This is a genomic window from Salinicola sp. V024, assembly GCF_052645315.1.
On sequence record NZ_JBQXYB010000013.1, the window covers coordinates 81,517 to 94,284 of the forward strand.

Annotated in this window: 13 protein-coding genes; 10 read left to right on the forward strand and 3 right to left on the reverse strand. The window is 60.2% G+C overall.

All coding sequences use genetic code 11. The features are described from left to right. Positions 1-178 precede the first annotated feature (178 nt). Both ACUN9V_RS16420 and ACUN9V_RS16425 read right to left on the reverse strand, forming a co-directional pair. Entirely contained in the window at positions 179-553 is a 375-nt protein-coding gene (locus tag ACUN9V_RS16420; protein ID WP_445512178.1) for a hypothetical protein, read from the reverse strand. Between the two features lie 467 nt (positions 554-1,020). Next, positions 1,021-1,395: a hypothetical protein gene (locus ACUN9V_RS16425; protein WP_445512179.1), complete on the reverse strand. Its 375-nt coding sequence runs from the start codon at positions 1,393-1,395 to the stop codon at positions 1,021-1,023. A 241-nt stretch (positions 1,396-1,636) separates the two neighbouring features. Here ACUN9V_RS16425 and ACUN9V_RS16430 point away from each other — a divergent pair, with 241 nt between their 5' ends. After that, positions 1,637-2,344: an SIMPL domain-containing protein gene (locus tag ACUN9V_RS16430; protein WP_445512180.1), complete on the forward strand. Its 708-nt coding sequence runs from the start codon at positions 1,637-1,639 to the stop codon at positions 2,342-2,344. Between the two features lie 133 nt (positions 2,345-2,477). On the opposite strand, the gene ACUN9V_RS16435 is transcribed toward ACUN9V_RS16430, so the two are convergent. Next, complete coding sequence (locus ACUN9V_RS16435) at positions 2,478-3,836, reverse strand: hypothetical protein (protein WP_445512181.1); 1,359 nt, start codon at positions 3,834-3,836, stop codon at positions 2,478-2,480. A 299-nt stretch (positions 3,837-4,135) separates the two neighbouring features. Here ACUN9V_RS16435 and ACUN9V_RS16440 point away from each other — a divergent pair, with 299 nt between their 5' ends. The 9 genes from ACUN9V_RS16440 (at position 4,136) to ACUN9V_RS16480 (ending at position 12,767) form a co-directional block, all read left to right on the forward strand. Beyond that, positions 4,136-4,282 (forward strand): hypothetical protein, encoded by a 147-nt coding sequence (locus ACUN9V_RS16440; protein ID WP_445512182.1) that lies wholly within the window; start codon positions 4,136-4,138, stop codon positions 4,280-4,282. A gap of 23 nt (positions 4,283-4,305) precedes the next feature. Next, positions 4,306-5,004, forward strand: coding sequence for a metal ABC transporter ATP-binding protein (locus tag ACUN9V_RS16445; RefSeq protein ID WP_445512183.1), 699 nt, complete (start codon positions 4,306-4,308; stop codon positions 5,002-5,004). Then, positions 5,001-5,885, forward strand: coding sequence for a metal ABC transporter permease (locus ACUN9V_RS16450; protein WP_075560619.1), 885 nt, complete (start codon positions 5,001-5,003; stop codon positions 5,883-5,885). Before ACUN9V_RS16445 ends, ACUN9V_RS16450 begins: the two co-directional genes overlap by 4 nt. A 71-nt stretch (positions 5,886-5,956) precedes the next feature. Next, positions 5,957-6,964 carry a metal ABC transporter substrate-binding protein gene (locus ACUN9V_RS16455; protein ID WP_445512184.1) on the forward strand — a complete coding sequence of 336 codons (1,008 nt, stop codon included), beginning with the start codon at positions 5,957-5,959 and terminating at the stop codon, positions 6,962-6,964. Positions 6,965-7,084: 120 nt separating this feature from the next. Then, a complete protein-coding gene (locus tag ACUN9V_RS16460) occupies positions 7,085-8,341 on the forward strand; it encodes a winged helix-turn-helix domain-containing protein (RefSeq protein WP_445512185.1) in 1,257 nt (418 codons plus the stop codon). Between the two features lie 256 nt (positions 8,342-8,597). After that, entirely contained in the window at positions 8,598-9,185 is a 588-nt protein-coding gene (locus ACUN9V_RS16465) for an OmpW/AlkL family protein (protein WP_445512210.1), read from the forward strand. 298 nt (positions 9,186-9,483) lie between these two features. Next, positions 9,484-11,592 carry an FUSC family protein gene (locus ACUN9V_RS16470; protein ID WP_445512186.1) on the forward strand — a complete coding sequence of 703 codons (2,109 nt, stop codon included), beginning with the start codon at positions 9,484-9,486 and terminating at the stop codon, positions 11,590-11,592. Beyond that, positions 11,582-11,797 carry a DUF1656 domain-containing protein gene (locus ACUN9V_RS16475; RefSeq protein ID WP_439286728.1) on the forward strand — a complete coding sequence of 72 codons (216 nt, stop codon included), beginning with the start codon at positions 11,582-11,584 and terminating at the stop codon, positions 11,795-11,797. Before ACUN9V_RS16470 ends, ACUN9V_RS16475 begins: the two co-directional genes overlap by 11 nt. Positions 11,798-11,822: 25 nt before the next feature. Next, positions 11,823-12,767, forward strand: coding sequence for an efflux RND transporter periplasmic adaptor subunit (locus ACUN9V_RS16480; RefSeq protein ID WP_439286727.1), 945 nt, complete (start codon positions 11,823-11,825; stop codon positions 12,765-12,767). Position 12,768 lies beyond the last annotated feature (1 nt).

Below are 12,768 nucleotides of genomic sequence, written 5' to 3' on the forward strand. Positions count from 1 at the left end.
CGGACCAGGGGATGGACCGGGGAAGTTGGAGGTACAGGGAACCTGGAAGTACCAACTAGCAAGAAGCGACTAAGAAGAACCAAAAAGTGGTCGTGCCGGCTCGAGCGTCATACGGCTCGAGTTTCAATTCCTGTCAGGGCGCCCGGCAATCGGGCGCCTGGCGTCACAGCGATTTCGATCAGTCGAGGCTGGCGAAAGTCACTTCGACGTTGCCGCGGCCGGTATCGCCGCCGCCGTTCACATTCTGCAGCGCCTGAGCGGCGGCCACGCTGTGGCCCTCACCAATCAGGTCGTTGCTTCCACCGATGAGATGGGTCCCGTGGCGGGTGGTCTCTTCGACGGTGGCCAGCGCACGACCCGCTTCAACGCTATAGCCGCTGTTGAAGGTGTTCACACGGTAGTCGGTCGGCAGCGCCCGATAGCTGGAAGTCGTCTGCGTATTCAGCGTTTCATGCTGCTGAGCAAAAGCGCGTTGTTCCATGACACTGTTGGCCTGAGCGGCGGCCGGTAGTGCAACGGCCAGTGCGATAGCGGCGAGAATGCGATTTTTCATGTTGAACCTCCAATCATCTTCGTTTCAGTGGTTGGCCCCTTGGCCTAACCGATGACGAGATTATGGCGGGCATCTTATTAGCTGGCTAATCAGTTGACCCGAATTCGAGTATCACCGGGATTGATGGACGCCAGCTCGGTCCCGCCGCGGTCGGCACTCCAAAACGGTCATCTCGCCACTGCCGGGCGTTGTCATGTCTGGCACCGCGATCGAGGCATCGCCGTTAGTTTTTGCCAATGGCTTGGCCTGCCCTTTCACCCATAAAAAACCCCGATCCAGAGGATGGATCGGGGAAGTTGGAGGTACGGGTATTAAAGATGCTGGAATCCCAAAGCACTGGAAATCACAGCCAATGGAGATTAAAAGCCACTGGAGGTCAGAAGCACGGCAAACCTGAAAGTACCTGAGCAGTTTCGGCCTGTTTCGAGCGCCCGCTGGCCGGGCGCAACTTGATCAAGCCTTATCGATCAATCGAGGCTGGCGAAAGACATTTCGACATTGCCCTGCCCGGTATCGCCGCCGCCATTGACGTTCTGCAGCGACTGCGCCGCTGCATCACTCTGGCCTTGGCCGACCAGCTCACTATTGCCACCAGCGATAGCGGTTGCCCGCTGCGTGATCGCTGCGACGTAGGCCAGGGAGTGATCGGCCGCGGTGCTGTGACCACCGCTGACGTTATCGATGCGATAGTCGGACGGCAGCAACTGATAGCTGGAAGTTGTCTGAGTATTCAGCGCTTCATGCTGCTGAGCGAAAGCGCGTTGCTCCATGACGCTGTTGGCCTGAGCGGCGGCAGGGAGTGCGACGGCCAGTGCGATAGCGGCGAGAATGCGAGTTTTCATGGTGAACCTCCAATCATCTTCGTTTGAGTGGTTGGCCCCTTGGCCTAACCGATGACGAGATTATGGAGATCACCTTATTAGCTGGCTAATCAGTCAGTCTGAAATCAAATATCACCGGGATTGATGGATAGGGTCACCGGATTGCCAGACGGCGGCGGTCTACCCCACGGCACTGATAACCGGCTACGATACTGGCTATCAGGACAATGCTAGCAGACGGCTATGGAAACAGGAGAAAGCAATGCTACCGACACGCAGCGCGGTGATTCTGGGAGGCCTGCTGGCAATCGGCATGATCTGGGGTGGCAGCTATATCGAAGATGCCGCCGAAACCTGGCGCGATGCCGGCCGCAGCGTCACCGTCAAGGGGCTCTCGGAACGCGAGGTGGCGGCGGACATGGCACTCTGGCCGCTGCACTACACCGACACCGCCAACGAGTTGGAAACGCTGCAGCGCGACCTGACCGCTCAGGAAACCCGTATTCGCGAATTCCTGACCCAGCGGGGTTTCGAGACCGGCAACATCACCGTGACCTCCCCCCAGGTCACCGACCGATTCGCCAATCTCTATGGCGCCGACCGGCCGGACGAGCGTTATCAGGCCGAAGCCACAGTGCTGCTGCGAACCCCGGCAGTCGATAACGTCAAGAAAGCAATGCCCCAGACCGGAGAACTGGTGCGTGCCGGCGTCGTGCTGTCACCCAACTACGATTACCGCACCGAATTCCTGCTCACCGGCCTCAATGACCTCAAGCCGGAAATGGTCGCCGAAGCCACCAAGGATGCCCGCGGCGTCGCTCAGCAATTCGCCAGAGATTCAGGCAGTCGCGTCGGCGCGATTCGCAGCGCCAGCCAAGGCTACTTCTCGATCGAGGATCTCGACAGCTATACCCCCGATATCAAGCGGGTGCGGGTGGTGACGACGATCGATTACGCGCTGGAGGAGTGAGGTTGATTCTAGAGGCCGCGTTCGGCCAAAACCTGATGTAACGCTTGGCGTAACCGGATCAATAAAAGCATCGTGACGGATGAACGAGGCTTTATTGATTCCAAGTTTACGCTTTTTAGGCATGAGCTCCTGCTCAGAGCCCCAGTTTTGTTTCAATGTACGACTGCAAAACACCTGTCGCAACGTCACCGCCTTTGGAACTTACACTTATGAGAAAACGTTTAAGACGCTGCTTCGCGTTTAACCGCCCTCCTTTTGGCGCACTAGTGTCCTCTAACTCGTGCACCGATGATGCCAACTCAGCGGCATCTTTTCCGCCATAGCTTTGGATTAGCTCTAGTAATTGCTTTGCTTCTAATCCAGTATTTTGGTTTCCCGTAATTTCTTGTGCTATAACGCCATTTACAGTTTCTACAATCTGGGGATTCAAGTTAATTGTTAGATTATGGGTGGGACCTATTCCTGTAACCATAGAAAGATTTTGATCGATAGCAATCGCACTTTGTGTACCACTTAATTGCGGAACCGTGATATTAATTAGCTGCCCAATAAAACTCCAATCTGTTGCTTCAGGCATGTTATCAACAAGCTCTGACTCAAGGCGGTGTCGTATACTTAAAACTTTGCTTTCTCGCTCATGCTTCAAATCGACACTTAAGCGCTTCGCTTCTTTGGAATAGCGAGACAAGATTGGTATAATATCTTTTTCTGCTATTGATTTACTCCTCAAAACCTTTGCAGCAGCGTCAAGATCAGCAACACACAAATCCATGAACTGAGTGAACCCCGAAAACTCGAAATCAACATCCGTATTCCGATCGGCGCTATCGCTATGTATTTCGTAAATAACACCTTTATCCGTTCGAATCTGGTCAAGCCTTACTGACAAGCCTGACACTTTTGCCAAGTAATCTCTAAATAGCTGTAGCAATTTGTCAGCTTCATTAAACCATAGGCGGCCACTTGGAGTATATATTCTGAAAAGTAAGTTATGCTCAGTATCCGCGAGAAACGTTTGAGCCATCACTGTGACCTCAGCGTTCCTTTTGTATGGCATTAATTTAATTTCGTAGTCCGCAATAAATTCAAAAAACTGCTCTCTTGCCTCGTGTGTTGGCTTGCGATGGTAGCCTTCCCAATCATCGTCTTGTTTATAATTTCCTGACAAGATATCTTCATACACAAATAGAATGTTTGGAACGCTGGCTATTTTTTCGAAAAGTCTTTCTCGAATACCATTGTATTCCGAGTTGCAAGCGAGCGTAATAGCAGAGGGTGATAACTTTACTAACACCCCTTCAACTGGGAACTCATCAAAGTAAGAGACAATCGACTCCCAGTTTGCGGCTTTAGATTCCAGCAGCTTATTTTTATATTGCCGGCCGGCTGCTCGCAATGAACTTAATACACCTTCATGGCCAACACCACCGATGAGCAAGACTAAAGGTTTGTCATTCTCCATTTCGTATATGTCTGTCTCCGGATCGTACATTTTTTTCCCTTATTACCTAATGGTTCGCGCGCTAGTTTGGAGTAGCATCGCGGCGAAAAATCTATCATTGCGCTGCCAATTGTTAAGCTTACATGTCATGCTTGTAGGCATGGTACCAATCGACCTCCTCCTGGATTACCACCCTGTAACTCTAGGTAACGCAGATCCCGCCGTACCACAACCCCGCCAAAAGGCTTGTCAGCGATCTCTTACAAGACGGGCGCACTTGTAATCTCTGCTTGGCACCCATTTTGTTATGATATAACCTTTCTGCCTGTTTTCTTCAGGTAGATCTGTTCATGTCACATCGTCACCGCCATCGCCCCGATGGGCCGTGCCACTTTTCCTTGATGTCGCTGGGCGCTGGGCGGCGTGTGTTGCTGGCGCTCATTCCTCTGGCGGTGCTGTGGCTCGTCGCCGGTTGGGCGGGCGGGGCGTTCGGTTGATGGCTCCGTTGCAGACACGATCCATGGCAAAGCCCGACACGCTATTGACGCTGGAGTCCCTGTCGCTGGCGCAGGGCAACCGGATGGTGCTGGAGAATATCGACGGTCATTTCGAGGCCGGCACGATTACCGCGCTGGTGGGCGCAAACGGTGCCGGCAAGAGCACGCTGGTCCAGGGCATCATGGGCGAACTTCGCCCGGTCAGCGGTCGCGTTCGCTGCGAGGTACCCAATGCCCGCCGTGCATGGTTGCCGCAGCAGCTGGCGCTGGATCTGACCTTCCCGATGAGCGTCGAGGAACTGGTGATGAGCGGCTGCTGGCCGACCCACGGCAGCTTCAAGCGTTACGGGCCACCGGAGTATCGCCGTGGCCAGGCGGTAATGCAGCGTCTGGGTCTGCAGGCGTTCGAACACCGCCCGCTGGGTGAGCTTTCCGGCGGCCAGCGCCAGCGCGCCCTGCTCGGCCGCACGCTGATGCAGGAAGCCCAGTTGCTGCTGCTCGATGAGCCGTTTGCCAATGTCGATGCCGCGACCGTCGAGGTATTGATCGACGTGCTGCGCACCATGGCGGCCGAGGGTGCGGCGATCATCATCGTGCTCCACGATCACGATCAAATGACGCGACTGGCCGATCGCACTCTGCGGCTGGAGCGCGGGCACGGAACTTGGTCGGCGCCCTCTCGGGCCGGCGACGCCTCTTCACCGGCGGAGACGCCGACATGATCGATTGGCTGTTCTCTCCGCTATTGGATTTCGGCTTCATGCGCCGCGCGCTGGTGGCCGGGCTGGCGTTGTCGCTGGTCGCCCCGCCGCTGGGGGTCTTTCTCACGCTGCGCGGCATGAGTCTGGTCGGCGATGCCATGGCCCACGCCGTGCTGCCCGGCGTCGCGGTCGGTTTTCTGCTGGCAGGGTTCTCGCTACCGGCGATGAGTTTCGGCGGCCTGCTCGCGGGGCTGCTGGTGGCGGGGCTGGCGGGCAGCGTGTCGCGCCTGACCGGCCACCGGGAAGACTCGGCCATCGCCAGCTTCTATCTGATTTCGCTCGCCGCCGGGGTGATGTTGATCTCGATGCGTGGCAGCAGCGTCGACCTGACCCACGTGCTGTTCGGCTCGATTCTGGCCGTCAATGGTACCGCGCTGTGGCTGATCGTCAGCGTGTCGAGCCTGACCCTGATCGTGCTGGCCGCGATCTTCCGCATCCTGGTCGTCGAATGCCTGGACCCGCTGTTCCTGCGCGGCCAAGGCATTCGCGGTAGCGCGGTGCACGGGCTGTTTCTGGGCCTGATGGTGCTCAACCTGACCGCCGGTTTTCAGACCCTGGGCACGCTGATGGCGGTCGGCCTGATGATGCTGCCGGCCACCGCCGCGCGCTTCTGGTCGAAGCGGCTCGAGGGGTTGATGGGGCTGGCGATCGCCATCGGCATGGTCTCGAGCGTCGGCGGGCTGCTGCTCTCCTACCACGCCGGCTTGCCCTCCGGGCCCTGCATCATTCTGTTCGCCGGCGTGGTCTACCTGCTTTCCGCGCTGTTCGGACGTTATCACAGCGTCTTTGCCCGCTGGCGCCGCCGGGTTCAACCGATGCTGCCGCCGGACGCTCACGGCTGAGCCGGCACTCATCACTCAGTACCCCGCTCCCCGCTGATTCACCACCGTTCCACTCTTTACGAGGATTCACGATGTCCCGCCAATCGATCGCTTCAACGCTGCTCAAGAGCGTGCTCGCCGGTAGCCTGAGTATCGCCGCCCTGTCACCGGTCTACGCTCACGCGGACCCGCTCAAGGTCGTCACCAGTTTCAGCATCCTCGACGATATGGTCGAAACCGTCGGCGGGGATCATGTCGCGGTCACCTCGCTGGTAGGTCCGGATGGCGACGTGCATGCGTTCTCACCCAAGCCGGATGATGCAAAGTCACTCGCCGACGCCGACCTGATCGTAGTCAACGGCCTGCAGCTCGAAGGCTGGATCGATCGGCTGATCGACGCCAGCGAATATGAGGGTGACATCGTCGTCGCCAGCGACGGCATCAAGACACGACCGTTCGAAGGTCATGAAGAAGAGGAAGGTCACGACTACGGCGATGACCATGACCATGACCATGACCATGACGATCATGATCACGCCGCTGCCGAGGAAGGCCACCATCATCACGGCGATGTCGACCCGCACGCATGGCAGGATCTCGAGAACGGCGAACAGTACGCCCGCAACATTCGCGATGCGCTGGTCAAGCTCGACCCCGAGAATGCCGACGACTACCAGGCCAACGCCAAGCAGTACATCGAAAAGATGGAAGCGCTGGACGCCGACGCCAAGCAGCGCATGGCGGACATCCCCGAGGCCAATCGGCTGATCATCACCAGCCACGACGCTTTCGGATACTTTGCCGATGCCTATGGCCTGCAGTTGCTCTCGCCGGTGGGCATCAACACGCTGGCCGAGCCCAGCGCCAGCGACATGGGCAACCTGATCAAACAGATCGAGTCCAGCCACGCCAAGGCGCTGTTCCTCGAGAACATGAGCAACCCGGCGCTGATCAATCAGCTGCATGAAGAGACCGGCGTCGCCATCGGCGGCACGCTCTACGCCGACGCGCTGACGCCGGACGGCGAAGGCAGCACTTACCTCGGCATGTTCCAGCACAACGTCGACACCCTACTCGACGCGCTGGAAGCCGAAGACTAGCGGCCGCCAGGCCAGCGCCGCGTCGGTGCTGGTCAGCCCGGCGCTGGTCAATTGCCTCCGCTTGAACGACACTTTCCCGGCAGCCTCCTTTGCCGTTTTCGCCGAGAAAGTGTCCCTCGCATGTCGTCAGTGATTCCTCCGTCTCAACGCCGTCTCACGCTCGCTCAGGCACGTCGTCTTGCGCTCAAAGCGCAGGGCTTCACGTCTCGGTCTCCCGATGCCGTCAATCGCGGTCACCTCAACCGTCTGCTGGATCGTCTCGGCGTGCTGCAGATCGACTCCGTCAACGCGCTGGCCCGCTCCCACTATCTGCCGGTCTTCTCGCGTCTCGGCCCTTACCCGACCGCACTGCTCGACGAGGCGGCCTGGAGCCGCAATCGCCACCGGTCACTGTTCGAATACTGGGGCCACGAGGCCTCGCTGCTGCCGATCTCGCTCTACCCAGCGATGCGCTGGCGCATGCGCCGCGCGCAGGACGGCATCGGCATTTACAAGCACCTCGCTCGATTCGGCCGAGAGCGGCGTGAGGTGATCGATCGCGTCTTGGCCAGCGTGCGCGATCACGGCCCGCTGGGCGCCGGCGCGCTGAATACACGTGAAGGCCCGGCCGGGCCCTGGTGGGACTGGAGCGACGAGAAACACGCGCTGGAGTGGCTGTTCGCCGCCGGTGAAGTCACCGTGGCCCGCCGTCGAGGGTTCGAACGGCTTTACGATCTGCCCGAGAGAGTGCTGCCCGCGACGGTACTCAACCAGCCCGAGCCCGATCTACTCGAGGCCCACCGTCAGTTGCTGCGCCAATCCGCCAGCGCGCTCGGCGTGGCGACCGAGAAGGATCTGCGCGACTACTACCGGCTGGCGCCGCAGGACACCCGTGCCGCGCTGCAGACGTTAACCGAGGACGGAACGCTGACGTCGGTTTCAGTCGAAAACTGGCGCCTGCCCGCCTATGTCGTCGGCGAGCCACGAATTCCCCGCCGGATCGACACCTCCGCCCTGCTTTCCCCGTTCGACTCGCTGATCTGGTTTCGCGAACGGACCGAGCGGCTGTTCGGCTTTCACTACCGCCTCGAGTTCTACGTACCGCCGACCAAGCGAGTCTACGGCTACTATGTCATGCCGTTTCTCCACGGCGACCGGCTCATCGGCCGAATCGATCTGCGCGCACGCCGGGCCGACGGTGAACTGACGGTGCTGGCAATACATCCCGAGCCGGGCATCACCTTCGACGATTCACATCTCACCGCCCTGTCACGGCAGTTCGAGCAGCTGGCAGCGTGGCTGGGATTGCCGCGTATCCATCTCGCCTGCCAACGCCCGCTCTCCCAGAGGCTCTCTGCCCATTGGCCGGTGGATCTCAAGCGGCGGCGGGAGCTGTAGGCAAACCACAGCAGCTAAACCGCCCCTTCGATGGTTAAGAATACTTTTGCGACAAATAACCACATTATCTGTGTGGTTATTCGGGCGTAGGCTATTCCCGATGCCACGGCGGTGACAGTCGCTGGCAGATCCACAAGGGATCGATAGGGGAACGCCATTCATGAACACAAGCCTTCTAAGCCAAATCAGCCTGGGCCATCTCTGCCTGCGCAACCCCAAACCACGCCACATCGGCGTCGCCGGGCTGGCGATCGCGATGTCACTCAATGCCGGTAACGTCTTCGCTTACGGTGGTGGCGATTGGTTCACCCACTTTGGCATCGCCAAGGTCTCACCCAAGAGCGATAACGGCAGTTTCGATGTCATCGGCGTCGACAAGGTCGATGTCGATGATGAAAACGGCTTCGCCTTCACTCTCGGCTATCGCTTTCTGGACAACTGGGGCGTCGAACTGCTCGCTGCCCAGCGCTTCAAACACGACGTCAGCCTGGACGGCACGGAAATGGCTTCTACCCGGCATCTACCACCGACGCTGACGCTGCAGTACTACCCGCTCGGCGGCACCCAGTCACGGGTTCAGCCTTACGTGGGCGCCGGCTTGAACTACACCCACTTCTCCGACGAGAAAGTCGACGGCGGCAGTCTCGATATGGACGACTCCTGGGGTGCCGCCGCACAGCTCGGCGTGGACCTGCTGATCGATGACCACTGGTCGCTGAATGCCGCCGCCTGGTATCTGGATATCGATTCCGATACCACCGCGACGATTGGCGGCGAGTCCTACGACACGACGGTCCATATCGATCCGGTCGTGATCATGGGTGGCATTGGCTACCGCTTCTGATCCCCCGCCAGGGGCGGTGATGCCGAAGAGTGCAGTCAGTCGTGTGACTCATTCATCGCCCCACAGCGCTTTCCTGCTGCCATGTCGGTAGGAAGGTCCTCGCTTACCACCCACCGATACGCGCCCTCACGCCCGACGGGTTCCCTCTGCACGCTTTCGACCGGGTCAAATTCTCCGAATCTTCTGGCTGCAACGGTAGACAAAAGTCGCCCATGATGTGATTATTCGCAGCCTAACTTTTACTGTGCTTGATTACATTTTGCCTGTGGATGCCTGCATTCACGGGTTTTGGTCATTTATGCCCCGAATCCCCGTCGATCACTGGTTACTAGCGTTGCGAACGGTGCTGGCCGTCTGGCTGGCGCTGTTCCTGTCGATGCGCCTCGATCTCTACCAGCCCGCCTGGGCGATTCTGGCAGTGATGATCGTGACCCTGCAGCCGGTCATGTTCACCGGTGGCACGCCGCCGATCGGCATTATCATCGGGCGCAGCGTGGCGCGACTGTTCGGCACGCTGTTCGGCGCCATCGTCGGCTTGGTGATGATCGCGCTGTTCGGCCAGCAACCCATGCTCTATCTGCTGTTTGCCGGCGCCTGGCTGGCGTTCTGCATGTACTGGGTCATGCTCGAGCAGGATGAACACCTCGGCTACGTGATGATGCTCAGCGGCTATACCGCGACGCTGGTTTCGCTGACGGCGATCGGTACCGGCATCGACAATATCTGGTCGGTGGCGCAAGGGCGTTTCAGCGAGACGGCGCTGGGCATCGGCTGCGGCCTGCTCGCGCACGTGGTGATCGCGCCGCGCTTCGGCAGCCGCGCACTACCGAGCGCGCTTTCCCGCTTTCTTTCCCAGGCCGCCACCGAAACGCTGACGACGCTCGTCGAGCCACGCTCTCAGCCACGTTCCCAGGCGAGTCGTGATGCCCCGCTGAAAGCGCTGTTCCAGCATTACCAGCAGTTCGAGAAGCTGCGGGGGCTGGCCCGGCTCGAGACTCGCCGTCTCAGCCATTTCATCCCCGCGCTGGACCGCTTCGCCAGTGACGGCCTGGCGCTGATCACTGCCGTGCGCGAACTGGAAACGGCACTCGACTATCTACGCCACTGCGACGACGGCGAGCGCTGGCTGGCCGAATTGAGACAGCAGGCGCTACCGCTGCTCCGGGCCATCGAGTCCGAACCGGATGGCAAGCCGACCGAACGCCTGTTGCTGGCCGATTTCGACTGGCATGACGACGCCGCCATCGCACCGCGCACCCGCGCCCGGGCAGAGCTGGTGCGCCAGCGCCTGGGCGAAGTGCTGGGGCTTCTGCAGCACGGCCGCCGGCTCCGCAACGCACTCGACGACCCGACCTCGTCGAAGGTCGAGACATTGCCCCGCGAGCGTCGCTCCCGCACTACCCACAACGAACACTTCGTGGCGCGCTTCAACGCCTTTCGCGTATTCATCGCCTTCGAGCTGCTGGGCCAGATCTGGATCCACGGCGGCTGGCATTCCGGTTATCTGGCGATGATGCTGCTCGGCGTCTTCACCATGCTGTTTGCCAAGGCGCCGAACCCGGCCGCCGTGGTCTATCAATTCCTGTGGGGCTCGATCGCTGCGGTCATTCTGGGGGGCATTCTGCTGTTTCTGGTGCTGCCGACCATCAACGGCTTTCCGCTACTGGCCATCGCCATCGGCATTCCGGTCGCCATCGGCACCTTGATGACACCCCATCCGCGCTGGTCGCTGATCGGGTTGGCCGGCGCCATCACCATGATGACCCTGCTCAACCTGCATTCGACCTACACCTTTTCGCCCTCGAGCTACATCAATGGCGGGTTGGCATCGATCATCGGCACCATCGCCTCCATGATCACCTATTCGCTGTTTCGACAGCGCTCTCCCGGCGAACGGATCGAGACGCTGATGGCGGCTTACTGGCGCGGCCTGAGCCGGCTGCTGCAGGAAAAGTCGCTGCCCAATCGCGCCCGTCTGGAGAGCCGGCTCTACGACCGCCTGGGCCGGCTGGTCGCGCTGGGCGGCAGTGACAGCGTCGTGCGCGAAGCCATCGATCTGCACGCGCTGGCACTCTGCGTCTGGCGAATCCGACGTCTGCGCGATGCGCTCGGCCCCCACCGAGCCGAGATCGAAGTCTGGCTCGGCGACATCGGCAGGCGTGTAGCCGCCCGTCGCCGCCACGATCCCGCCGCCTGGCATGCGCTCGCCGACGAGGCCATCGGCTGGGTCGAGCGGCTCTATCATGAAACCCGGTTGCCGATCGCCAGTATCGGCGAAATCGCCATGCTGGGACACCTGATGCGCGAGGCCCCCGGGGTCGCGCTCGAAGCCCGCGCCGATGGGGCGTCCGATGAAAATCCCGATACGTCCACCGCAACGACCGGGGAGCCCCGACATGCTGACTGAATGGTCGTTCCTGGGGTTTCTGTTACCGCCACTGGCCGTACCCGTCTTTCTGGCGCTGGGGCTCTATCTGATTCTCCGGCGGGTGTTCGTCCGCCTCGGGCTCTATCACTGGTTCTGGCAGCCGGTGCTGCTGGATATCGCCATTTACGCTTTGCTGCTGTGGTCGGTGCTCGCCCTGACGGGTTCATTACCGATCGCTGAATAAGGAATCGAGTGAAGGAATCGAGTGCATGACCGCGTCTCCCGGACTTCGTAAAACCGTTCGCCTGGCGCTGACCGCGATCGTGGTCATTGCCGCGATCGTCGCCGTCGCCCAGATCTGGAATCACTACATGCACGACCCCTGGACCCGTGATGGCCGCGTTCGCGCCGATGTGGTCAATCTGGGTACCGATGTCGCCGGGCTCGTCGACAGTCTGGAGGTGCATGACAACCAGCTGGTGAATAAAGGCGACGTGCTGTTCACCATCGACCAGCAGCGCTATCAGCTGGCGCTGGACGAGGCCCAGGCCAATCTGCACCAGCTGGCGCAGCAGCGTGATGAAGCCCAGGCGGCCAACAGCCGCCGCCAGCGGCTGAAGAATTACGTGTCGCAAGAGGACAAGGACAACGCCCGCTTCGCGCTGACCACGGCCCAGGCCGCCGTCGAGCAGGCCAGCGTCGAGGTCAACCGAGCCAGGCTGGATCTGGAACGCGCCACGGTCCGCGCGCCAGTCGACGGTTACGTCACCAACCTGCTGCTGCGCCCCGGCCAGTACGTGACAGTGGGTACCGAGGCCATGACGCTGGTCGATGCCGAAAGTTTCTATGTGCTGGGCTATTTCGAAGAGACCAAGCTCGCCAACATCGAGGTCGGCGCGCCCGTTCGCGTGCAGTTGCTCTCCAGCGACGAGGCCATCTGGGGACATGTCGACAGCTTTGCCCGCGGTATCAGCGACGGCAGTCTCAGCAGCCAGGCCAATGGCCTGGCTGCGGTCAACGCCTCGTTCGACTGGGTCCGTCTCTCTCAACGGATTCCCGTGCGCATCGCGCTGGACGACATCCCCGAGGGCACCAAGCTCTCCGCCGGGCTGACCGCCACTGTCTATCTCGACAGCAACCGCCGACACCGCGAGCAATCTCCCGGCTGGTGGAAGTCGATCCGCCAGTGGTGGGAAGGGTTGATCAGTATCTGAT

What these genes read in the sequence shown, in the direction of transcription:
- ACUN9V_RS16450 (WP_075560619.1), top strand. Translation starts at nt 5,001, where the DNA reads ATGATCGATTGGCTGTTCTCTCCGCTATTGGATTTCGGCTTCATGCGC.
- ACUN9V_RS16430 (WP_445512180.1), top strand. Translation starts at nt 1,637, where the DNA reads ATGCTACCGACACGCAGCGCGGTGATTCTGGGAGGCCTGCTGGCAATC.
- ACUN9V_RS16475 (WP_439286728.1), top strand. Translation starts at nt 11,582, where the DNA reads ATGCTGACTGAATGGTCGTTCCTGGGGTTTCTGTTACCGCCACTGGCC.
- ACUN9V_RS16425 (WP_445512179.1), bottom strand. Translation starts at nt 1,395, where the DNA reads ATGAAAACTCGCATTCTCGCCGCTATCGCACTGGCCGTCGCACTCCCT.
- ACUN9V_RS16480 (WP_439286727.1), top strand. Translation starts at nt 11,823, where the DNA reads ATGACCGCGTCTCCCGGACTTCGTAAAACCGTTCGCCTGGCGCTGACC.
- ACUN9V_RS16465 (WP_445512210.1), top strand. Translation starts at nt 8,598, where the DNA reads ATGTCACTCAATGCCGGTAACGTCTTCGCTTACGGTGGTGGCGATTGG.
- ACUN9V_RS16455 (WP_445512184.1), top strand. Translation starts at nt 5,957, where the DNA reads ATGTCCCGCCAATCGATCGCTTCAACGCTGCTCAAGAGCGTGCTCGCC.
- ACUN9V_RS16445 (WP_445512183.1), top strand. Translation starts at nt 4,306, where the DNA reads ATGGCAAAGCCCGACACGCTATTGACGCTGGAGTCCCTGTCGCTGGCG.
- ACUN9V_RS16440 (WP_445512182.1), top strand. Translation starts at nt 4,136, where the DNA reads ATGTCACATCGTCACCGCCATCGCCCCGATGGGCCGTGCCACTTTTCC.
- ACUN9V_RS16460 (WP_445512185.1), top strand. Translation starts at nt 7,085, where the DNA reads ATGTCGTCAGTGATTCCTCCGTCTCAACGCCGTCTCACGCTCGCTCAG.
- ACUN9V_RS16470 (WP_445512186.1), top strand. Translation starts at nt 9,484, where the DNA reads ATGCCCCGAATCCCCGTCGATCACTGGTTACTAGCGTTGCGAACGGTG.
- ACUN9V_RS16435 (WP_445512181.1), bottom strand. Translation starts at nt 3,836, where the DNA reads ATGTACGATCCGGAGACAGACATATACGAAATGGAGAATGACAAACCT.
- ACUN9V_RS16420 (WP_445512178.1), bottom strand. Translation starts at nt 553, where the DNA reads ATGAAAAATCGCATTCTCGCCGCTATCGCACTGGCCGTTGCACTACCG.